Source organism: Streptomyces sp. NPDC058665 (assembly GCF_042714995.1).
Taxonomy (GTDB): domain Bacteria; phylum Actinomycetota; class Actinomycetes; order Streptomycetales; family Streptomycetaceae; genus Streptomyces.
Window position 1 is genome coordinate 52,628 of record NZ_JBHXRX010000004.1, and the last position, 20,229, is coordinate 72,856.

20 protein-coding genes are annotated in these 20,229 nt (G+C 68.8%); 14 read left to right on the forward strand and 6 right to left on the reverse strand.

Translation table 11 applies throughout. The features are described 5' to 3' along the window. Window positions 1–30: 30 nt before the first annotated feature. Window positions 31–243, forward strand: coding sequence for a hypothetical protein (locus tag ACFWV8_RS03505; RefSeq protein WP_384197589.1), 213 nt, complete (start codon window positions 31–33; stop codon window positions 241–243). Here ACFWV8_RS03505 and ACFWV8_RS03510 read toward each other — a convergent pair. The 4 genes from ACFWV8_RS03510 to ACFWV8_RS03525 form a co-directional block, all read right to left on the reverse strand. Then, window positions 240–1,295 carry an alpha-L-fucosidase gene (locus ACFWV8_RS03510; protein ID WP_384197591.1) on the reverse strand — a complete coding sequence of 352 codons (1,056 nt, stop codon included), beginning with the start codon at window positions 1,293–1,295 and terminating at the stop codon, window positions 240–242. The genes ACFWV8_RS03505 and ACFWV8_RS03510 overlap by 4 nt on opposite strands. A 125-nt stretch (window positions 1,296–1,420) precedes the next feature. Continuing rightward, on the reverse strand, window positions 1,421–1,939 hold the full coding sequence (locus ACFWV8_RS03515; protein ID WP_384197593.1) for a DUF1203 domain-containing protein: 519 nt from the start codon (window positions 1,937–1,939) through the stop codon (window positions 1,421–1,423). Between the two features lie 270 nt (window positions 1,940–2,209). Continuing rightward, window positions 2,210–2,731: a hypothetical protein gene (locus tag ACFWV8_RS03520; RefSeq protein WP_384197595.1), complete on the reverse strand. Its 522-nt coding sequence runs from the start codon at window positions 2,729–2,731 to the stop codon at window positions 2,210–2,212. Window positions 2,732–2,856: 125 nt separating this feature from the next. Next, window positions 2,857–3,177 (reverse strand): hypothetical protein, encoded by a 321-nt coding sequence (locus tag ACFWV8_RS03525; RefSeq protein WP_384197597.1) that lies wholly within the window; start codon window positions 3,175–3,177, stop codon window positions 2,857–2,859. A 202-nt stretch (window positions 3,178–3,379) separates the two neighbouring features. Here ACFWV8_RS03525 and ACFWV8_RS03530 point away from each other — a divergent pair, with 202 nt between their 5' ends. From ACFWV8_RS03530 to ACFWV8_RS03540, 3 genes are read left to right on the forward strand one after another with little or no spacing between them, the layout of a single operon-like run. Then, the gene (locus tag ACFWV8_RS03530) at window positions 3,380–3,817 is read left to right on the forward strand and encodes a helix-turn-helix domain-containing protein (protein WP_384197599.1); all 438 of its coding nucleotides are present in this window, start codon (window positions 3,380–3,382) and stop codon (window positions 3,815–3,817) included. Then, window positions 3,814–4,320: a hypothetical protein gene (locus ACFWV8_RS03535; protein WP_384197601.1), complete on the forward strand. Its 507-nt coding sequence runs from the start codon at window positions 3,814–3,816 to the stop codon at window positions 4,318–4,320. Before ACFWV8_RS03530 ends, ACFWV8_RS03535 begins: the two co-directional genes overlap by 4 nt. Further along, the gene (locus ACFWV8_RS03540; protein WP_384197603.1) at window positions 4,241–5,401 is read left to right on the forward strand and encodes an MAB_1171c family putative transporter; all 1,161 of its coding nucleotides are present in this window, start codon (window positions 4,241–4,243) and stop codon (window positions 5,399–5,401) included. Before ACFWV8_RS03535 ends, ACFWV8_RS03540 begins: the two co-directional genes overlap by 80 nt. Window positions 5,402–5,445: 44 nt before the next feature. On the opposite strand, the gene ACFWV8_RS03545 is transcribed toward ACFWV8_RS03540, so the two are convergent. Next, the gene (locus tag ACFWV8_RS03545) at window positions 5,446–6,588 is read right to left on the reverse strand and encodes a mandelate racemase/muconate lactonizing enzyme family protein (RefSeq protein ID WP_384197604.1); all 1,143 of its coding nucleotides are present in this window, start codon (window positions 6,586–6,588) and stop codon (window positions 5,446–5,448) included. 237 nt (window positions 6,589–6,825) lie between these two features. Between ACFWV8_RS03545 and ACFWV8_RS03550 the strand changes: the two genes are divergently transcribed. The 10 genes from ACFWV8_RS03550 (at window position 6,826) to ACFWV8_RS03595 (ending at window position 19,037) form a co-directional block, all read left to right on the forward strand. Next, the gene (locus ACFWV8_RS03550; protein ID WP_384197606.1) at window positions 6,826–7,815 is read left to right on the forward strand and encodes a LacI family DNA-binding transcriptional regulator; all 990 of its coding nucleotides are present in this window, start codon (window positions 6,826–6,828) and stop codon (window positions 7,813–7,815) included. A 148-nt stretch (window positions 7,816–7,963) separates the two neighbouring features. Beyond that, entirely contained in the window at window positions 7,964–9,298 is a 1,335-nt protein-coding gene (locus ACFWV8_RS03555) for an ABC transporter substrate-binding protein (RefSeq protein WP_384197608.1), read from the forward strand. Between the two features lie 8 nt (window positions 9,299–9,306). After that, window positions 9,307–10,311, forward strand: coding sequence for a carbohydrate ABC transporter permease (locus ACFWV8_RS03560; RefSeq protein WP_384197610.1), 1,005 nt, complete (start codon window positions 9,307–9,309; stop codon window positions 10,309–10,311). Further along, the gene (locus ACFWV8_RS03565) at window positions 10,308–11,186 is read left to right on the forward strand and encodes a carbohydrate ABC transporter permease (RefSeq protein ID WP_329378139.1); all 879 of its coding nucleotides are present in this window, start codon (window positions 10,308–10,310) and stop codon (window positions 11,184–11,186) included. Before ACFWV8_RS03560 ends, ACFWV8_RS03565 begins: the two co-directional genes overlap by 4 nt. A 59-nt stretch (window positions 11,187–11,245) precedes the next feature. Continuing rightward, window positions 11,246–13,537, forward strand: a complete 2,292-nt coding sequence (locus ACFWV8_RS03570; RefSeq protein WP_384197612.1) for a hypothetical protein — start codon at window positions 11,246–11,248, stop codon at window positions 13,535–13,537. 3 nt (window positions 13,538–13,540) lie between these two features. Then, complete coding sequence (locus ACFWV8_RS03575; RefSeq protein ID WP_384197614.1) at window positions 13,541–15,796, forward strand: FAD-dependent oxidoreductase; 2,256 nt, start codon at window positions 13,541–13,543, stop codon at window positions 15,794–15,796. 2 nt (window positions 15,797–15,798) lie between these two features. Then, a complete protein-coding gene (locus ACFWV8_RS03580) occupies window positions 15,799–16,656 on the forward strand; it encodes an NAD-dependent epimerase/dehydratase family protein (protein WP_384197616.1) in 858 nt (285 codons plus the stop codon). Between the two features lie 51 nt (window positions 16,657–16,707). Further along, the gene (locus ACFWV8_RS03585; RefSeq protein WP_384197618.1) at window positions 16,708–17,700 is read left to right on the forward strand and encodes an acetylxylan esterase; all 993 of its coding nucleotides are present in this window, start codon (window positions 16,708–16,710) and stop codon (window positions 17,698–17,700) included. A 52-nt stretch (window positions 17,701–17,752) separates the two neighbouring features. Then, window positions 17,753–17,941 carry a hypothetical protein gene (locus tag ACFWV8_RS03590; RefSeq protein WP_384197620.1) on the forward strand — a complete coding sequence of 63 codons (189 nt, stop codon included), beginning with the start codon at window positions 17,753–17,755 and terminating at the stop codon, window positions 17,939–17,941. Between the two features lie 172 nt (window positions 17,942–18,113). Continuing rightward, complete coding sequence (locus ACFWV8_RS03595; RefSeq protein WP_384197622.1) at window positions 18,114–19,037, forward strand: endo-beta-N-acetylglucosaminidase H; 924 nt, start codon at window positions 18,114–18,116, stop codon at window positions 19,035–19,037. A gap of 88 nt (window positions 19,038–19,125) precedes the next feature. Here ACFWV8_RS03595 and ACFWV8_RS03600 read toward each other — a convergent pair whose 3' ends face one another. Continuing rightward, window positions 19,126–20,079 carry an alpha/beta hydrolase family protein gene (locus ACFWV8_RS03600; RefSeq protein WP_384197623.1) on the reverse strand — a complete coding sequence of 318 codons (954 nt, stop codon included), beginning with the start codon at window positions 20,077–20,079 and terminating at the stop codon, window positions 19,126–19,128. Between the last annotated feature and the right edge of the window lie 150 nt (window positions 20,080–20,229).

Sequence of the window (20,229 nt, forward strand, 5' to 3'; positions counted from 1 at the left end):
GAACTGGACGCCGCATACCCGCGGATCGACGTGCTCACCAACAACGCCGGCGGCGTGTACGGCGACCCCACCAGGACCCTCGACGGTTTCGAGAAGACCTTCCAGATCAACCACCTCGCCCCGTTCCTGTCGTCGAACCGCTGGCTCGCCGAAGGCACACCCGGACGCGACTGGGAATCTGACGCGCGGCCTGTGGGAACGGTCGGAACAGCTGATCGGCTGACGCCTGCCACGGAATGTTAGGTCTGAGGCATCAGGTCGGTCAGGTCCAGGACTCGCCCGTCCTGGGTGCGGATGGTCCCGGGCTCCGGTCCTGGCCCCGCGCTGTATACGGCGTCGCCGTGTGTGTCCAGCCAGCGGCCCATCTCGCGTAGGCGCTCCTGTGCGGGGGCCGGTACGTCGCCGGACTGTGTCGGGCCGATGTTCAGCAGCAGGTTGGAGTCGGCGGCCACGCAGCGCAGCAGTGTGTCGATGAGCTCGTCCGGCCGTTTGTAGTTTGTGTCGTGCGGTACGTAGCCCCAACTGCGGTTCATCGTCAGGCAGGTTTCGCGCGGCACCGCGAGCAGCGCGCCGGGGTTGAGGCCCGTGGTGTTCTCTCCGGGGAGATCGTTCTCGTAGCCCTGGACATCCTCACCGGGCTGGAGGCCGTCTTTGCGGTTGTTGAGGAGTACGGCGTCCGGCTGGAGGCGGTGGATGAGGTCGTACAGCCGGGGATAGTGCCACTGCTGGTCGGCGGTGAACCAGCCCGGATGTTCCTCCGGGACGGGGGAGTTGGGCCAGTCGCCGTCGAACCAGATCTGCGCGATCTCCCCGTACTGCGTGCACAGCTCTTCGACCTGCCCGAAGAGGAAGGCGAGATAGTCCTCCCAGCGGGATGAGTCGAGGTAGCCGGGGTGGTGCCAGTCCACGAGAGAGATGTAGAAGCCCAGCTTGACGGTGCCGGATTCCCGGCAGGCGTCGGCGAGTTCGGCGATGGGGTCGCGGCGGAACGGAGAACGGGTGATCTTGAAGTCGGACAGTGCGGTGTCGTACATGGAGAAACCGTCGTGATGGCGGCTGGTGATGGTGAGGTAGCGCTGGCCCGCCGCCTCGGCATGAGCGACGAGTTTATTGGCGTCGAAGGCCGCGGGGTTGAAGAGCTTGGCCAGCGGCGCGTACTCGGCCGCCGGTATCCGGGCGATGACCTGTTCCCACTCGCCGCGGCCGATCATCGAGTAGAGGCCCCAGTGGACGAACATGCCGAACCGGGCACGGCGGTACCAGTCGAGCCCTTGAGGGCTTACCTGCGGGGTCATCGGCTCATCTCCGCGAGGGAATCCGGGTCCGGGAAGGCCAGCGTTGTGAGGACCGTACACATGATCGTTGCGAGGGGCCAGGGGGTGCGGCGCCGCGACCCCTACCCTGAGCGTGCTCTTGCCAGCTAACGCGCCTCGGCCGAGGGCCGTCGCACCTCGAAGTGGAAGCATCCGTATTCCACTGCCCGGACGTGTACGAGCACCACGTCCGGGTCGCTGAACGCATCGTCAAAAGCCGCGTCGAAGCCGACCGTGGCGTCGGCGGGAATCTCCATAAGGCGTCCACCGGCGATATGGCCCCGGGCGTCATAGCGGCGCACGGTTCGCAGGGCGCCCGGCCGATCGAAAGGGTAGCTCTCGCCGAGGGTGAACCCGTCGCAGTCATCGGCGTGAATAAAGACGGGACCTTGTTCGTCGTACGCGCCCGGACGTGCACCCCTCGTGGTGGCCCAGCGTCGCAGTGGGGCGTACGAAACAAGGGCAATTTGCTCACCGATCCTGATGGGGCGAAGGCAGCAGCGCAGCGGGGAGCCTGCGTCGTCGCGGGTCGCGATGTACGGGGCGCAGGGACGGCCTGCGTCGTCGGCGATCCGCAGTTCCTTGAGGACGGCTGTTTCAACGGGGAGCACGGTGTACTTGGTCATGTGCCCGATGGCGACTCGACGCGCCTGTGCCTGCTGGCAGGAAACGGACATCGCGTTGCTCCGTGCCCAACGGAGAAGGCTGACCGGAAGCGCCACAGCCGCTGCACGCAGACCCCCTGTGCCCGCCGACCCCTTGGACTTGATCATCCAGGCCGTCTACACCGCCATCACTAAGCCTCGCCATGAGGGTTGTGCGGCCCAGCGGGGGCGGGCCTTCAACTTGCCTGTCGCGCCGGCTGCTTCAGGCGGCGTGTGCCCGAGTCTCAGCTCTCATGAGTCGAACTGTGGGCATTGTTTGTTGAGCTTTTCCCACTCGGCGTCGTTCACCGGCAATTCCGAGTAGGGCGTCCACTGGGCACCTTCCGCCAGGTAGGCGCTCAGTGAGGGTGGCTTCTTGGGCTTCCAGCCGCCTTCGGCGAGACATTGGTAGCTGCCCACCGCTGCCGCATACATGCCTCGCCGAACCTCGTCGTCGGGGTCTTCCGGATACGCGACCTCTGAACGGCAGATCCGTTGGGCTGATGAAGCCTTCTCGTTGTTCTGTTCAGTCGTCGGGAACTCGACAGACGACTCCTTGACGCTGACTCCGCCAATTCCGCGCGACCGAAGGCAGGAAGCGTACTCGTTCTTGTACGCCGTCATGTCGTCCCAGTATCGCTTGAACGCCGATCTGTCCGCACCCGATACGGCAGGTTCGCTCGCTGCTCCCGCGCCCCTCGTCGGCGCCGATTGCCGATCGCATCCGCCGAGCGCGATGAGCAACACGCAGGAAGTCAGCATGACGATATTCATCGACCCCGGTCGCACGATACCAACCACCCAATGCCTGTTCAGAAGGGTTGCCGCCGCCCATACGCACCCCGGCGACGAATGGACGGCAGCCGGTCTACGGATGCCCTTGTTTCCCTACAGGAGCATCAGAAGTAGCAGTATCCGAACGCGTGGACGATAATTCCCGGGCCGCCGGCGTCAACGGCATTCACGGTCCAGCTCCCCGAGAACTTCGAGGACTGTGTGCGGTGTACGGCGAGGAACGGGGCGACGTAGATCTTGTTCACGTCAACGGCCGTGACGCTCACCACCCCGCTCGCCTTGTCTTCGACGCCCACCCGTCGACCGTGATAGCAGTACGTATCCCCGCTCGCACTCTGATCCGCCGAAGCCGGGGGAGAGCTGACGATGAGCGATGCCGCCGCCGTTGCCAGCATTGCGAGAAGGACGGCTGGTTTGCGGATCATGGAACGTTCTACCAATTTGTTCACGTGACTTCTCCCCTTGGTCGGACAGTCGTTGATCCGTTGAATCCCGGGGCGGTGAGATCGTCGCCGCGGTCGTTCCCGGAATGGCAGGACCGTAGCTCGCGCCAATGGAGCACGTCAACCAAGATGGATAGAATTCAGTATTCCGCTTTATGTGAGTTGATCGAGGTAGGATGTGGGCATGGCAGAGGACAGCGCCAAAGCCGTACTGGCGACGAAGGTCGACCATTTGTTCAGCGTGGTGCGGCCGGCCGACGGCGGCGAGTACACGTTCGACGAGGTCGCCGAGGCGATCAGGGCTCAGGGCGGTCCCACCATCTCGTCAACGTACTTGTGGCAGTTGCGCAAAGGTCTCCGGGACAACCCGACCAAGCGTCATCTTGAAGCTCTCGCGACCTTCTTCGGCGTACCCCCGGCGTACTTCTTCGACGACGCGGAGGCCGAGCGCATCAACGCCCAACTCGCGCTGCTCAGCGCGCTGCGCGACGCGCCGGTGCGGCAGATCGCCCTGCGCGCACGTGGGTTGTCGACGAAGAGTCTGGAGACGATAAGGGACATGGTCGACCGCGTCCGCGAACTCGAAGGGCTGCCTGATCCCGCGGGCGACGTGGACCAATGATCCGGACCGGCCGGCGGAAGATGCGGCGCCGCTGCGCCGAGGTGCTCCGGGATCTGGAGCTGCCGGGCTCGTTCGATGTCCCGACGCTGTGCGCCGAACTGGGTACGAGGCGCGGGCGGGCGATCAAGCGACTGCCTCTGCCCGACCTCTTCGGTGTGTGCGGGCTCTGGATCGCGACCGATACCGCCGACCTGATCGCGTACGAGCAGCACACGACCGTGCCGCACCAGAACCACATCGTGCTGCACGAGATCGGTCACATGCTGTGCGACCACTTCCCCGTCACACTCAGCCCCGCTGAACAGGCGCGATTACTGCTGCCCGACCTTGATCCGCGCATGATCCGCCGGGTGCTGGGCCGCACCGGCTATTCGAGCGTCGAGGAGCGGGAAGCGGAGTTCCTGGCGTCGTTGCTCGGCCAGCATGTCCGCCCGGCCTCTCGCGACGAATCTGTGGTCGGCCGACTGCGATCCGCGCTGGGGAACGGTCGCGACCGTGGGTGAACTGGCGCGGAACTACGTTCCGGCCCTGCTCGCCTGGGGGATGCTGCTGTGGCTGCGACCGGGGCCCGCGCCCGGCCGCCGGCTCGTGCGGCTCTGCGTGCTCGGCCTTGCCGTTTCACAGACGGCACTCACACCTGCCGCTGCCACTCTCGCGCGCGCCGCGAGTTCGCACGGCATCGAACGACTCGTCGGTCACGTCGCCATGCTCGCCGCCGTCTGGGCGGGAGCCCAGATCCTGCTGCGGCTGCACGGATACGAAGCACGCGCTCGCGCGCACACGGCGTGGGTGGTCTTCGCCGGTGTCGCGATGTGTCTCCTGTTCGCTCTCACCCCGAACCTGTACCCACAGTCGCCATGGGTGATGGAGTACTGCATCGCCTACGCCGTGGCGCTGCTGCCCGAGTTCACCGTCATCGCCCGGCTCTGCCTTCGGGACGCGTTCGAAGCGCCGGACCTGGCGCTGCGTCTGGGTCTCAGCTTGGTCGCCGCCGGAACCGGCGCGGCGGCCTGCTACATGTTGAGTAAGACCGTTGTCGCGGTCTCCGCCCGAGCCCCGGTCGACTTCTCGTTCGGCAGGGGCTTCATGATGAGCAGAGCGCTGCCGACAACGGCCCACCTCCTTGTACTCGTTGGAGTCGCCGTGCCGGCGATCGCCGAGTGGCTGCGCCGCTACGGTCGCTACCGACAGCTCGGCCCGCTGTGGTCCGCCCTCTACCGGGCCGAACCCGCCATCGCGCTGGAACCCCCTGGGCTGCTGCACGGCAACACACTTTTCCCCACAAGGTTGCAGCTGTACCGGCGAGTGATCGAGATCCGCGACGGTCTGCTGGCGATACGCCCGTACCTGCCTTCCGACGAGTCAGCCGTCAGCGGGATGGAAGACGCCCGGCGAGAAGCCGCCAGGATCGCGGTTGCCCTGCGTGCCCGCGAGAAGGGCAGTCCGTTGCGTTCGATCGAGAACGCCGCCGTGGGTGGCCATGACCTGGGCAGCGATACCGATTACCTCTGCCGTCTGGCCGACGCCTACCGCAACACGGAGAGAACAGGTCGTCGGCGTCGGCCTCCGCGCGCAAAGCGATAGCCGACCGCGGTCAGCAACTGCCGCCCGCCATGCGGCGCACGGGCTCACCAGTTGGTGAACGCGCCGTCGGACGTGCGCAGATGGGGCCGCTCGGCGGCCGTGGCCTGGTACGCGCGCGCCTCCTCGCGGTCGATCACCACCCCGATCCCGGGCAGTTCGCTCCGCTCGACACGGCCCGGAACCACGGTCGGCCGTTCGACGAACAGGGCGGCCGTCGCCGGTTCCGGGTCGGTCTGGTGCTCCTGGACGGCCACATTGGTGCAGGCGAGGTTGAGCTGGAGCGACGATGCGGCGGTCACCGGGCCGAGCGGATTGTGCGTGGCGAGCTTGATGTGGTGCGTCTCCGCCATGGCCGCGATCTTCTTGGCCTCGGTGATCCCCGCGGCGACTCCGACGTCGACCCGCGCGTAGTCGATCAGATCGCCCTCGATGAGACTTCTGAACTCCCATTTGGAGCCGAACTGTTCACCGGCCGCCAACGGTACGCCGGTGCGGGCGCGCAGCATGCGGTAGCTCTCGGTGTTCTCGCAGCGCAGCGGATCCTCCACGAAGTACGGGCGTGCCGCCTCGATCTCCCGGCACAGGGTCAGCGCCTCCGGCGGATCCAGCCGTGTGTGCACATCGAGGATGAGTTCCACCTCGTCCCCGACCGTTTCCCGTACCTGGTGGAAGAGTTCGACCGAGTCCCGCAGACAGCGGCGGGCGTCCAGCACGCCGTCCGCCCGGTGCGGCGCGGCGAAGCGCAGATGGCGCCAGCCCTCCAGCACGAGCCCGCGGCAGCGGTCCAGGAACCGGTCACGCTCGTGGTAGTCGTCACCGACATGCGTGTAAGCCGGGACATGGTCCCGTACCCGGCCGCCCAGCAGTTCGTGCACCGGTACGCCCAGCGCCTTGCCCCGGATGTCCCACAGCGCGACATCCACCGCGGCGATGGCGGCGCCGACCATCCGGTCCGAGGGAAAGAAGCCGCGGCGCGACATCACCTGCCAGAGATGCTCGATGCGCCGCGGATCCTCGCCGACGATCAGATCGGCGAGATGGTCGAGCGCGCCGGCGACCGCCTTCTGACGCGACCGGATGCCCACCTCGCCCAGACCGTGGATGCCCTCGTCGGTGTCGACCGCGACCAGCATCATGCTGTCTCCGTGGTCGGGGAGAGTCAGCACTTCCAGGCCGGTGATCTTCATGTCACTCCTCGATGAGAACGTTCCCGCAAACTCCGCAACACCAACAGGACCGAATCATTGACGTTGCCCAAGCGGTCGCACAAGACCCCTGCGAGTAGCGGATTTTCACGGGATTTTCTTTGACGCAACACTCTTGACACCGTCTGGGAACGTTCGCAAGGATCCACCGCATCCAGCCGAGAAGGCCAGAGAAACGAACCGGCGACGAACCGGGGAAGCGAACCGAGGAGGCCGTCCGTGCCAGTCACGATCCGGGAGGTGGCGAGCGCCGCCGGCGTCTCCGTCTCGACGGTGTCCCGCGCGTTCACCGCGCCCGACCAGGTGCAGCCGAAGACCCGGCAGCGCATCCTCGACGTCGCGGCCAAGCTCGGTTACGCACCCAATCCGGCGGCCCGCAGCCTGCGCGGGGTCGGCACCGGAACCCTCGGGCTGATCATCCCGGACATCGTCAACCCCTTCTTCCCGCCCATCGTGAAGGCGATGCAGGCCCGTGCCAGGCGACTGGGGCACACCGTCCTCGTCGCCGACAGCGACGAACGCGAGGCCGACGAACTGGAGACGATCGCGGCCGTGTCGAAGCGGGTCGACGGGCTGGTGCTCTGGGCCTCCACACTCTCCGAGGACCGGCTGCTCGAACTCGCCGAGCGGATGCCGCTGGTCGTGGTGAACCGTCATGTGCCGGGCATCGCCGAGGTGCACATCTCCCTGTCCGCCGGAATCGCGCAGGCCGTCGAGCATCTGCGCGCGTACGGTCACCGGCGTTGTGTGTTCGTCAACGCCTCCCGCGCCGAACTCAGCCGCGGCAAGTCCATCCACGAGTCCTTCGAGGCGCTGGACCTCTCCCTGGTCGAACTCGGCCCGTACGAGCCGAGGTTCGAGACCGGCGTGCACGCGGCGACGCTCGTCGCCGCGCACGGGGCCACGGCGGTCCTCGCCCACAACGATCTGGTCGCCCTGGGCGTGCTGCACCAGATGGCGAACCTCGGTGTGGCCGTCCCCGGCGACGTCAGCGTCATCGGTATCGACGACACGCAGCTCGCCTCCGTCTCCACGCCCGGCCTCACCACCATCAGGATCGATCCGGTGGAAGTCGCCACCCGCGCCACCGATCTGCTCATCGAGACGATCGCGGGAAACGCGGGAGGTAACGCGCCCCCGCCCGTCGAGATCGGCTCACGGCTGATCCCGCGCGCGTCGACGGGCCCCGCGCCCGCCTCCTCCCGCTGAGCGCACGACAACCAGGCACCCGCCACCACAACCAGGCACCTCCACCACAATCAGGCACCCCCCGCGCCGACGCACCATGTCCACCATGTTCCTTGGAGTCGATATGTGCCGTATATCCCGCCGTGCAGCATGGCTCGGCTGTACCGCCGTGGCCTTGGCCCTCACCGGCTGCTCCGCCGTCACCCCGAGCAAGGCCGGCTCCGGCGGCGACCTCGTGCTCCGCGTCCAGGGCATGCCGCCGGCCACCGACAAGCCCGCCCTCGCCCTGTTCAAGAAGCAGGTGGCCGACTTCGAGAAGGCCAACCCCGGCATCGAGATCAAGGGCTCCACCACGGTCTTCGACCCGCTGACGTTCTCCGCCAAGCTCTCCGGCGGCAATGTCGAGGACGTCATCAAGGTGCCGCTCACCGAACCGCCCCGGCTCATCCAGCAGGGCCAGGTGCGGCCCATCACCGGGCAGCTCCAGGAGTGGGACCACTTCGCCGAGTTCAACCCGCAGATCCTCAAGCCGCTGAGCGATCCCGCCGGCGAGGTCTACGGCGTCCCGCAGAACCCGTACGCCCAGGGCCTCGTCTACAACCGCGACCTCTTCGAAAAGGCCGGGCTCGATCCCGACCGGCCGCCCACCACCTGGCCGGAGGTACGTACCGCCGCCAAGGCGATCAGCGACCGTACCGGCAAGGCGGGCTTCGTCCACGAGTCCAAGGACAACCAGGGCGGCTGGCAGCTGACGATGCTCAGCTACGCCTTCGGCGGCGATCTCCAGCGGGAGGAGAACGGCAAGTACGTCGCCCAGTTCACCGGCGAGCCGACCAAGAAGGCGCTGAACCTGCTGAAGGACATGCGCTGGAAGGACGACTCGCTCGGCAAGAACCTGCTCAACAACCAGAACGACGTCATCAGACAGTTCGCGGCAGGCCAGGTCGGGATGTTCATGGGCAGCCCCGGCACCTACCGGCTCGCCACCACACAGTTCGGCATGGAGGACACCGGCGCGTTCGGGGTCGCGCCCATGCCGCAGTCGGGTGGCGACGCCACACTCACCGGCGGCGACATCTACCTCGTCCCCGAATCGACCGACAAGAAGCACACGGAGGCGGCCGTCAAATGGCTGACCTTCGCCTACGCCCAGCCGCAGTACAGCACCGACGCGGCGGCGCGGCAGGCCGAGGCGCTCGCCGCCGATCCCAAGTCCGCGGTGGGAGTGCCCACCCTGCCGGTCTTCGACGCCGAACGGCAGGCCGCGATCGACGCCGCGATCAAGCCGTACGTCAATGTGGAACTGGAGCACTTCCGGCCCTACACCGAGGGCCTGTCGTCGCTCGAACTCAAGCCGGAACCGCCCTATCAGGCGCAGACGCTCTACACCGCGCTCGACCCCGTCGTCCAGGCGGTCCTCACCGAGCGGGACGCCGACGTCGACGCCCTGCTGGCCGAGGCCGAGAAGGACGTCAACTCCAAGCTCGCCGCGGACCAGAAGTAGAGCCTCCCATGAGCCTGCTCAGCCCCTCCTCGCACACCCCCGCCCCACCCGGCACGTCTCCCTCGCGAGGCACCGGCCGAGGCACCCGGGTACGGATCGGCCGGCCGAAGCGCCGAGGGAACGGCCGACCGGCCGGCCGGCGCGCCGGAGCCGCCCGCGAACAGTTCACCGCGTGGCTCTTCCTCGTGCCCACCCTGATCGTCTTCGGGCTCTTCGCCTGGTGGCCGATCGTGCGCAGCCTCCTCCTCGGCTTCCAGCGCACCAACCTCGTCGACCCCGCCGTCTGGGTCGGCCTCGACAACTTCCGCGCCCTGTTCGACGATCCGCTGCTGGGCACCGCCGTGGGCAACACCCTGCTCTTCGTCGGCCTGGGCATCGTGATCGGCTTCCCCGCGCCCCTCGTGATCGCCGCCGTGGTGAGCACCGTGCGCCGCGGCGCCGGTATCTACCGCTTCCTTGTCTATCTCCCGGTCGTCATCCCGCCGGTCGTCGCGATCCTGCTGTGGAAATGGTTCTACGACCCGGGCAGCGGCCTCTTCAACAGCGCCCTGGGCACGGTCGGCCTCGGCCCCTTCTCCTGGCTCGAATCGCCCGACACCGCGATGCTGTCGCTGGTACTGGAAGCCACCTGGGCCGGCATGGGCGGCGCCGTCCTGATCTACCTCGCGGCGATGGCCGGGATCCCCGCCGAGCTTTACGAGGCCGCCGAGGTGGACGGTGCCGGCATCTGGCGGCGGATCGTCCATGTCATGTTGCCCCAACTGAGGCCCGTCATAGGACTGTTGCTGCTGGTGCAGCTCATCGGCACCATCCAGGTCTTCACCGAGCCGTACATCTTCACCGGCGGCGGTCCGCAGAACTCCACCCTCACCGTCCTGCTGCTGATCTTCCGCTACGCCTTCCAGGACGGCGAGTACGGGCAAGCCGCCGCGCTCTCCTTCCTGATGGTGCTCGCCCTCGCCGTGCTGTCCGCGGTCTATCTGCGGGTCACCCGCAGTTGGAGCACGTCATGACCTCCGCCACCACCTTCGTCTCCGTCCACGACCGGCAGCGCCCCGGCGTCCGGGCCGCGGTCCGCTCCATCCAGGCGCTCACGCTCGTGTCGCTGCTGCTCATCGGCGTCGGCCCGCTGTACTGGATGGTCAAGGGCGCCGTCTCGCCGCCCACCGAGCTGACCACACGGCCGCTCGCCCTCTGGCCGGACCGGCCGCTCCTGGACAACTTCGCCACCGCCTACACCGATCTGAGCGTCGGTCACTATCTGCTGAACACCGTGCTGGTGGTGGGCGGTTCATGGGCCGTCCAGCTGTTCATCTCCGCCACCGCCGGCTTCGCGCTCTCCGTGCTCCGGCCCCGGTTCGGCCGGGTCGTCTACGGGGCGATCCTCGCCACGATGTTCGTGCCGTACACCGTGAACATGGTCAGCCTCTTCATGACGGTGATCGACGTGCCGTTCCTCCACCTCAACCTCGGTGACACCTACTGGGCGATCTGGCTGCCCGCCGGCACCAACGCCTTCACGGTGCTGCTCGCCAAACAGTTCTTCGACGCCCTGCCCCGCGAACTCTTCGACGCGGCGCGTGTCGACGGCGTCAGCACGCGCCAACTGCTCACGAAGATCGTGCTGCCCATGAGCCGGCCGGTGCTCGCCGTGATCAGCCTGCTGGCGGTCATGCACAGCTGGAAGGACTTCATCTGGCCGCTGGTCGCCCTCACCGACCCCGAGAAGCAGCCGATCAGCGTCGCACTCGCCCAACTCGCCACCCAGGCACCGCAGGACCAGCTCATCGCCGCGATGGTGATGGCCGTCGCGCCGCCGGTCCTCGTCTTCGCCGTCTGCCAGAAGTACATCGTCGCCGGCCTCGGCTTCACCGGCGTCAAGGGCTGACCCAGCCTGTCCGCGACCACGTCGCCCCTTCCTCTCAGGGACAAGAGAAAGGCTCCGCCATGTCAGTTGCCCGCCGCAGATTCCTCCAGAGCACCGCCCTCGCCACGGGCGCCGCACTGCTTCCCGCCACCGCCGCCCACGCCGCCGACCCGCTCACCCTCTCCGCCGACGGCATCACCCTCATCGGCCGGGGCGACGGGAGCCTACTCGTCAAGGACGGCGCGGGCACCGACCGCGTCCTGCTCACCCACTTCATGATCAAGGACAGCGCGCTGGGCCAGCAGCGCACCTTCGGCGGCACCCCGAAGGCGGTCACCCTGCCCGACGGCAGGCCCGGCCTTCAGATCACCTACACCCTGGGCGCCGGCGCGCCCGGCGTCACCGTGACCGGCACGTTCGACGTCACCCCGCACAAGGCCCATCTGAAGTGGGAGACCGGCGGCTCCGGCACCCTGACACCGTCGGGCTTCATGTTCGCCAGGACCGTGTACGGGGCGACCGCGGCCGAGTCGTACGAGGCGCTCACCGTCTGGAACCGCGACGCCCGCGGCGGTATCCCGTACGAGACGAACGCGGGCGGCGCCTACGCCGAGACATGGCCCGACGGCAAGGGCTTCTTCTGCCTCGACAGCACCAACCCCGCCTACACGAACGCCACATGGATCCACGCCCCAGGCGCCGCCACGGGCACGGCCACCGCCGTCACCGAGGCCGACCTCGTCCTCGGCGACCTGCGTCCGCGCGCCGCAGGCACCATCGCGGCCGGCCGCCCCATCGGCGTCGAGGTCTGGACCGACCAGCCGTTCAACCTCTACAAAAGCGCCGGACAGACCATGACGCTCAAGTCGCAGGTGGTCAACGGCGGTTCGGCCGCCAAGCCGGTGACCCTCAAATGGTGGGCGCGCGATTTCGCCGGCACCAGGCTCGCCGGCGGCACGCTCACCCGGACAGTGGCCCCCGGCGCGGCCTGGGACGCCGCGTTCACCCTCACCGCGCCGTCCCAGGGCATCGTCTTCACCGAGGTGGAGGCCATCGCGGGCGGCCAGCGCGCACTGGCCCGCACCAACCTTTCCGTGCTGCCCGACTTCACCTACCGCGCCGGTACGGAATCCATGTTCGGCATCGCCAACTACCCCTGGCTCCTGAAGCCGGGCAAGGACGCCGTACTCGGCCTGCTGAAGACCCTCGGCGTCAAATGGATACGTATCGCCTACGCCGGCGCGCCCGGAATCGACACCGCGACCCTCGACGCGCACGGAATCGGGCACAACGTCGAACTCAGCGGTATCCCCGTCGGCGGCACCCCGCAGCAGATCGCCGACTGGGCCGACACCAACGTCGCCAAGGCCGTCGACGCCGACGCCGTCTACTTCGAGGTGAGCAACGAGGTCAACCAGCCCTGGATGTCGGGCCGGGGCGCCGACGTCTACGTACGCGACGGACTGCGCCAGGTCACCGACCGGCTGACCGCCGCCGGTTCGCCCATGAAGGTGATGAACGCGGGCCTCGGCGGCATGGACTACATCTGGACGGAGAACTTCCACGCCGCCGGGGGCTGGGACCTCATCGACGCCTTCGCCTTCCACCCGGGCCGCGGCAACTTCACCCCCGACTACGCCCCGCCGCCCTCGGAGTGGACCCAGGGCTCCTCCGGCTCGTACTGGAACTTCCTCGGCGCGCTCCGCAAGGCCCGCGAGGTCGTCGACACGTACGGCGGGAACAAGGAACTCTGGCTCACCGAGGCCTACGCCTCCACCAAGCCCAACGCCTGGTGGACCGACACCTACCGCAACGCGGCCGAGAACACCCTGCTCACCCTCGCCCTCGCCAAGTCCGAGGGGGTCAGGGGCGTCAACTGGTACCAGCTGCACGACACCACCATCCACCATCCGCAGGAGGCCGACCCGGACAACGTCGAGTACCACTTCGGACTGATGAACCGCGACACCAGCGCCAAGCCCTCGCTGCTCGCCTTCGCCACCGCCGCCCGTGTCCTCGACCGCGCCGACTTCGTCCGCCATCTCGCCTTCGCCGACCAGGACATCAAGGGCCTGCTCTTCACCACCCCCGAAGGCCCCGTGTCGATCCTGTGGAGCCGTAAGGACGGCTATGTGCTCAACGCCGACCACACCGCGGACTCCTGGTACGCGTCACCGGAACCCTGGACCGACAGGTGGACGACCAAGACCGACGTCGTCGCCCACTCCGCGACGGTGAAAGGCACCGTGCGGGAGCTGAACTGCATCGGCCAGGAACGCACCCTCACCGCGGCGGGCGGCAAGGTCACGGTGCGCCTCGACGGCGCGCCGCGCGTCTACTACGGACTCGCCGCCAACCCGGACTGGAAGTAGCCCATGAGAAACGAGACCGCGAGGTACGACATCACCGTGGTCGGCGGCGGCCTGGCCGGGACCTGCGCGGCCATCGCCGCGGCGCGGCTCGGACGCACCGTCGCCCTGGTCAACAACAGGCCGGTCCTCGGCGGCAACTCCAGCAGCGAGGTACGCGTCTGGGTGTGCGGCGCCACCGGGCACGGCAAGAACCACCACGCCCGCGAGGGCGGCATCATGGGCGAACTGTTCGTCGAGAACCAGTACCGCAACCCCGAGGGCAATCCCTACTACTGGGACGCCGTGATCCTGGACGCCGTGCGGGCCGAGCCCAACATCGCACTCCACCTCAACACCGACGTCCGCGAGGTCGAGGCGCACGGACCGGCGGACGACCGGCGGCTGACCGCCGTCACCGGCTGGATGATGGGCTCCGAGCGGCGAATCCGCTTCGAGAGCGACCTGTTCCTCGACTGCACCGGAGACGGTCTGATCGGCCATCTCGCCGGCGCGCACCACCGGATCGGCCGGGAGTCCCGCGAGGAGTACGGCGAGCCGTGGGCGCCCGAGACCGCCGACGACATCTCCCTGGGGTCCACGCTGCTCTTCTACACCAAGGACACCGGACACCCCGTCCGCTACGTACCACCGGACTTCGCCAAGGACATCACCAAGACCTCCATCCCCGAACGGCGCATCATCAAGGCCGGCGACAACGGCTGCGCCTACTGGTGGATCGAGTTCGGCGGCGAACTCGACACCGTGCACGACAACGAGCGCATCCGCGACGAGCTGTGGTCGGTCATCTACGGAATCTGGGACCACATCAAGAACTCCGGCGACTTCGACGCCGAGACCATGACCCTGGAGTGGGTGGGCTCCGTGCCCGGCAAGCGCGAATACCGGCGGTTCGTCGGCGACTACGTACTGAACCAGGCCGACATCCTCGGCCAGACACCGTTCCCCGACCGCGTCGCGTTCGGCGGCTGGTCCATCGACCTGCATCCGCCCCAGGGCATGTACGCCACCGAGGCGGCCGCGAAACAGCGCTACGCGGACGGGATTTACCACATCCCCTACCGGAGCCTGTACTCCGCGAACACCTCCAACCTGCTCTTCGCGGGACGCGACATCTCCGCCAGCCATGTCGCGTTCGGCTCCACCCGTGTCATGGCCACCTGCGCCACCCTCGGCCAGGCCGCCGGGACGGCCGCCGCGCTCTGCGCCGAACTCGGCGTCGCCCCAAGGGCGTTGGACATCTCCGCGCTGCAACGCACCCTGTTGCGCGAGGACGCCTCCGTCATCGGCCTCGCCTCCACCGACCCGGGCGACCTCGCCCTGCGCGCCACCGTCACCGCCCACTCCAGCCTCACCCGCCTCGCCGTCGAGACACCGGGCGAATCCTGGCCGTTGGCGGCAGACGCCGGGATCGTCCTGCCCGCCGATCCGGGGCTCACCGGCCTCGAACTCCTCGTGGACGCCGCGCGCGACACCGACCTCACGGTCGAGCTGTACGACCCGGAGCTGGGCCAGAACTACGTACCGCGCCGGCTCGTCGACTCCGTCACCGTCCCGGTCACCGCCGGCGCCGGAGTGTGGATCGACACGGGCCTCACCTGGTCGCCCGAGACCCCGCGCAACGCCTTCCTCGTCGTACGGGCCAACCCCGCCCTCGCCCTCCGCCGCGCGGACACACCCACCCCCGGCGTGCTGTGCTTCACCCGCGTGCCGTTGCGGCCCCAGGACGAGACACCGCAGCCCCTGCGCGAATGGACGGACACCAGTCTGCTGCGCAGCACCTTCTGTCTGCGTACGGGAGCGACAGACGCCTTCGCCCCCGCCAAGGCCGTCGACGGCTACGCCCGCCCGTACGCCGGACCGCACATGTGGGTCTCGGCGCCGCTCGCCGAGACGGCTGGGACCGGGGCCGGGGCCGGGACCGGCACCTGGCTGGAGCTGGCCTGGCCCGAACCGGTCACTCTGGGCCGTATCGACCTCCTCGCGGACGACGACGTCAACGAGGACCTCATCAATCTGCACCACCACAGAACCCCGTTCGACACGCTGCCCACGCTGCTGCGCGACTACCGCATCGAGGGCCGTGAGGAGACCGGCCCCTGGCACGTCCTCGCGGCGGCGCACGACAACCGGCGCCGCCGCCGTGTGCACACGTTCGACGAGCCGGTCACGGTGTCGGCGCTGAGAATCGTCGTCGAAGCGACCAACGGCGCGCGGTCCGCCCACATCGCGGCCGTCCGCGCCTACGGACCGGAGAGCTGAACATGCCGACGAGGGTCATGGTCACCGGCGCCGCCGGACGGATCGGACGCGCGGTGCTCACCCTGCTCGCCGAGCGGGGGATCGAGACCAACGCCCTCGTCCTGGAGGACCCCGGTGACCTCACCGCACGGCGGGTGGTCACCGGGGACGCGGGCGACGCGACGGCCGTACGGGACGCGCTCGACGGCGCCGACGCGGTCATCCATCTCGCGGCCGTCCCCAGCCCGCTGCACCTCACCGGACGGGAGGTCTTCGGCGGCAACACCCTCGCCACGTTCACCGTGCTGGAGGAGGCCGGGCGCGCCGGAGTCCGCCGTACCGCGCTCGCCAGTTCCTACGGTGTCACCGGCCTGCCCTGGACGGACGACCCGGACCCGCACCCCGCGTACCTCCCGCTGGACGAGGCGACGCCGTCCCAGGTGGCGGACGCCTACGGCCTGTCCAAACAGACCGACGAACTGACGGCCCGCATGATGGCGCGACGCCACTCCATGAGCGTGATCTGCCTGCGGTACCCGTACGTCGGAGGCTTCGACGAACGGCTGCCGGCCCACGCCGCGAGGCTCACCGAGGATCCGGCCGCCGGGGCGCGGGACCTGTGGACGTATCTGGAGACGCGCGACGCGGCGAGGGCGGCGCTGCTGGCCCTCGACGTACCCGGGCCGGGGGCCCACGCCGTCCATCTGTGCGCGCCCGAGACCATGGTGCCGTTCCCGACGGAGGAACTCCTGCGCCGCTACCACCCCACCACCCCGGTCCGCCGCCCCCTGCCCGGACGCAGCGCACCCGTGGACACCACGGCCGCGCGGCGACTGCTCGGCTTCACCGCGCGCCATCTGCTGAGCCCGTCCTGCGACTGAGGACGGACCGGCCACCGGACGTACCCGGTGAACCTTCCCACGGAGACCCGCATGGCCCTGTTCGACCTGCCCCTGGACCGGCTCACCGGCTACCGCCCCGACCGGGACGAGCCCGCCGACTTCGACAGCTTCTGGCGGCACACCCTGGACGAGACGGCCGCCCGGCCGCTCGATCCCGTGTACCGGCCCTACGACGCGGCGCTCACCACCGTGACCGCGTACGACACCGAGTTCACCGGCTACGGCGGCGACCGCGTACGCGCCTGGCTGCTGATCCCGGCCGGGATCCCGGCCCCTATGCCCTGCGTGATCCACTACCTCGGTTACGGCGCCGGCCGCGGCCTCCCGCACGACCATCTCGTCTGGCCCGCCGCGGGCCGGGTGGCGCTGGTGATGGACACCCGCGGCCAGGGCGCCACGAACCCGCGGAGCGCGGGGGCGACCGGGGACCCGCACGGCACCGCCGACCCACAGGCCGCCGGCTTCGTCACCCGCGGCATCCTCGACCCCGCCGAGTACTACTACCGGCGGGTCTTCACCGACGCGGTGCGCGCCGTCGATGCCGCGGCGGCGCATCCGGCCGTCGACGAGCGGCGGATCGCCGTCCACGGGGCAAGCCAGGGCGGCGCCGTCGCCCAGGCGGCAGCGGCGCTCCGCCCGGGACTCGAAGCGGCCCTGATCGACGTCCCGTTCCTCACCCATGTCCGCCGGGCCGTTGACATCACCGACCAGGATCCCTACCAGGAGGTCGTACGCTTCCTCGCGACCCAACGCGCCCCGGAGACGGTCTTCCGTACGCTCTCCTACTTCGACGGCCTCAACTTCGCCGCCCGCGCCACCGTCCCCGCGCTGTATTCCGTCGCCCTCAGGGACACCGTCTGCCCGCCGTCGACGGTCATGGCCGCGTACCACCACTGGGCGGGCGAGAAGGAGCTCACGGTCTACCCATGGAACGGCCACGAGGGCGGCGCCGGCCGGCAACGCGATGTGCAGCTGCGGTATCTGCGGTCGTCGGCCGGTAACGAGCCGACAGCCACCGGGTAACGGATCACGCTTCCGCTTCTGGCGCGGCGCCGCGACAAGGGAGAATGAGGCCATGGCGATGTGCAGGAAGTGCGGTACGCGGAAGCGTCGTTGGCCTCGGCCCTGCCCCCGGTGCCGTTCCGGGGCGGACCGCGCCGACACGGCGGCGGACGTCGCCGAGCTGGCGGTGGAGACGGGACTGCTCGGCTGGATCGCACGAGGGGTCACGGCGGCGGTGCGGCTGGTGCTGCGCGCGTTCTGATGGGGCCAACTCCCGTGCTCTGATGTGGAGTTGTCGTGGGGTCTGCGGGGGAGTCGTGAGAGTTCCCGCAAGATTCCCGGGACTCGCCCACGGGGGCGGAAAACTCGTAGGGCTCACTCGGCGCTTTCGAACAGGCCGGGCGCCGACCCATGCGAGGGGAGACCGTTCAACGATGTTCACTCTGGTACGGAGCAGGGTACGGACGGCCGCGCTGGCGCTCTCGGCCGTAGCGGCCCTCGCCTTCGGTACGACAGCCACGCACGGCGCCGCGGCGGCTCCCGCTTCCGCTGCGGCGAAAGAGGGGCCGATCTCGGTGGCGTACGTCGAGGTGAACAACAACAGCATGCTCAACGTCGGCAAGTACACCCTCGCCAACGGCGGCGGCAACGTCTTCGACGTCGCCGTGATCTTCGCGGCGAACATCAACTACGACACGGGCACGAAGGCGGCGTATCTGCACTTCAACGAGAACGTGCGGCGCGTCCTCGACAACGCCGCCACGGAGATACGGCCGTTGCAGCAGAAGGGCATCAAGGTCGTCCTCTCGGTCCTCGGCAACCACCAGGGCGCGGGCTTCGCCAACTTCCCGACCCAGCAGGCGGCTTCGGCGTTCGCGAAACAGATGTCGGACACCGTCGCCCAGTACGGTCTCGACGGAATCGACTTCGACGACGAATACGCCCAGTACGGCAACAACGGCACCGGCCAGCCCAACGACAGTTCGTTCGTGCACCTGGTGACGGCGCTGCGCGCGAACATGCCAAACAAGATCATCAGCCTCTACAACATCGGCCCGGCCGCGTCCCGGCTCTCCTACGGCGGCGTGAACATCTCGTCCAAGTTCGACTACGCCTGGAACCCGTACTACGGCAGCTGGCAGGTCCCCGGCCTCGCCCTGCCCAAGTCGAAGCTGTCACCGGCCGCCGTCGAGATCGGCCGCACCTCCCAGACCACGGCCGCCGACCTCGCCCGCCGCACCGTCAGCGAGGGGTACGGCGTCTATCTGACGTACAACCTCAACGGCGCCGATCGCAGCGCCGATGTCTCCGCGTTCACCAGGCAGCTCTACGGCAGCGACGCCCGCTACACGCCGTAAGCCGCCCGCAGGCCCCGGCGGGCGGTGCTCCTGTAGAGGCACCGCTCGCCAACCGACCGTCGACATCGCTGCGGTGTCGCACGGGTGGTCACTTCGATTCGAGTCGTCCCAGCGGGTGGACGTCGGAGGCGAGTGCGGCTTGTGCCGTGGCCCAGTCGGTCTGGTCGGTGCCGGTCACGTGGCGCAGGTAGGCGAGGGTGACCTGCTGGACGAGGGCGACGCGGTCGGGGCTCTCGTCGGTGGTCTCGGCCGCCCCGTAGCCGGAGATGCCGCCGAGGAAGTGCCGGCCACCGTAGACCGTCAGCAGGCTCTTGGCGCCGGGGCTGAGGGTGTACGGGTCGGTCGTCCAGGCCGGTCCTCTTGTGGAGAGCGGGAGTTCGTCCTTGTCGCCGGCCACGACGAGTCCTGGCGCGGTGATGTGGGAGAAGTCCTGCTCGCGCAGCCACGGAAGATTCTCGTGGGCGAAGGGGGTCAGCTCGGCACCGCCCTTGCCGGCCGTGGCCAGTTGGACGCTGGCCATGACACGGGGGTCGGACAGATCCTCGGCGATGCTCGTCCGCGGGTCCTTGACGCGCAGACCCACGAGGATGCCCGCCGTCTGGCCGCCGAAGGAATGCCCCGCCGCGACGACGCGCCCCCGGTCCATCCGGCCGGCCAAACCGGGCACGGACGCCTCCAGGGTGTCGAGCTCGTCGAGGATCCGCTTCATGTCCTGCACGCGGTAGCGCCACAGGTGGGGTTTGCGCGGGTCGTCCGCGCCGATGCCGAAGCGTGTGGAGTCGAGGTGAGTGGCCTGGATCACGACGAAGCCGTGGGAGGCCCAGTGGTCGACCAGTGGTGCGTAGCCGTCCAGGTCCGAGCCGAATCCGTGCGCGAACAGCACGATCGGCAGGCGGGTGCCGGTGACCGGGGCGGAGACGCGTACGTGTACGTGTGTGTGCGGGTCCTCGCCGCTCCGCGGCGAGGACAGGGCGATGGGTTTGACCGACACGGTCGGGGTGGCCGCCGGGCCGGTGAGGTCGGTCGTCAGGTAGGTGGTCATGCGAGTGCTTCTCTCTGGTGTGTGGGGCAGGTCGGATGATCTTGGGGTGGAGGGTGCGCGCGACGTCCCCTCCTCTCGCGTTCGCGCCTTCCCGCGTCGCAAGACGAACCGGGAGAAAGCGCCCGGCGCGTCACACAGCCATTACGCTAA

What these genes read in the sequence shown, in the direction of transcription:
- ACFWV8_RS03510 (WP_384197591.1), bottom strand. Translation starts at nt 1,295, where the DNA reads ATGACCCCGCAGGTAAGCCCTCAAGGGCTCGACTGGTACCGCCGTGCC.
- ACFWV8_RS03515 (WP_384197593.1), bottom strand. Translation starts at nt 1,939, where the DNA reads ATGACCAAGTACACCGTGCTCCCCGTTGAAACAGCCGTCCTCAAGGAA.
- ACFWV8_RS03520 (WP_384197595.1), bottom strand. Translation starts at nt 2,731, where the DNA reads ATGAATATCGTCATGCTGACTTCCTGCGTGTTGCTCATCGCGCTCGGC.
- ACFWV8_RS03525 (WP_384197597.1), bottom strand. Translation starts at nt 3,177, where the DNA reads ATGATCCGCAAACCAGCCGTCCTTCTCGCAATGCTGGCAACGGCGGCG.
- ACFWV8_RS03530 (WP_384197599.1), top strand. Translation starts at nt 3,380, where the DNA reads ATGGCAGAGGACAGCGCCAAAGCCGTACTGGCGACGAAGGTCGACCAT.
- ACFWV8_RS03535 (WP_384197601.1), top strand. Translation starts at nt 3,814, where the DNA reads ATGATCCGGACCGGCCGGCGGAAGATGCGGCGCCGCTGCGCCGAGGTG.
- ACFWV8_RS03540 (WP_384197603.1), top strand. Translation starts at nt 4,241, where the DNA reads ATGTCCGCCCGGCCTCTCGCGACGAATCTGTGGTCGGCCGACTGCGAT.
- ACFWV8_RS03545 (WP_384197604.1), bottom strand. Translation starts at nt 6,588, where the DNA reads ATGAAGATCACCGGCCTGGAAGTGCTGACTCTCCCCGACCACGGAGAC.
- ACFWV8_RS03560 (WP_384197610.1), top strand. Translation starts at nt 9,307, where the DNA reads ATGAGCCTGCTCAGCCCCTCCTCGCACACCCCCGCCCCACCCGGCACG.
- ACFWV8_RS03565 (WP_329378139.1), top strand. Translation starts at nt 10,308, where the DNA reads ATGACCTCCGCCACCACCTTCGTCTCCGTCCACGACCGGCAGCGCCCC.
- ACFWV8_RS03570 (WP_384197612.1), top strand. Translation starts at nt 11,246, where the DNA reads ATGTCAGTTGCCCGCCGCAGATTCCTCCAGAGCACCGCCCTCGCCACG.
- ACFWV8_RS03575 (WP_384197614.1), top strand. Translation starts at nt 13,541, where the DNA reads ATGAGAAACGAGACCGCGAGGTACGACATCACCGTGGTCGGCGGCGGC.
- ACFWV8_RS03580 (WP_384197616.1), top strand. Translation starts at nt 15,799, where the DNA reads ATGCCGACGAGGGTCATGGTCACCGGCGCCGCCGGACGGATCGGACGC.
- ACFWV8_RS03585 (WP_384197618.1), top strand. Translation starts at nt 16,708, where the DNA reads ATGGCCCTGTTCGACCTGCCCCTGGACCGGCTCACCGGCTACCGCCCC.
- ACFWV8_RS03590 (WP_384197620.1), top strand. Translation starts at nt 17,753, where the DNA reads ATGGCGATGTGCAGGAAGTGCGGTACGCGGAAGCGTCGTTGGCCTCGG.
- ACFWV8_RS03595 (WP_384197622.1), top strand. Translation starts at nt 18,114, where the DNA reads ATGTTCACTCTGGTACGGAGCAGGGTACGGACGGCCGCGCTGGCGCTC.
- ACFWV8_RS03600 (WP_384197623.1), bottom strand. Translation starts at nt 20,079, where the DNA reads ATGACCACCTACCTGACGACCGACCTCACCGGCCCGGCGGCCACCCCG.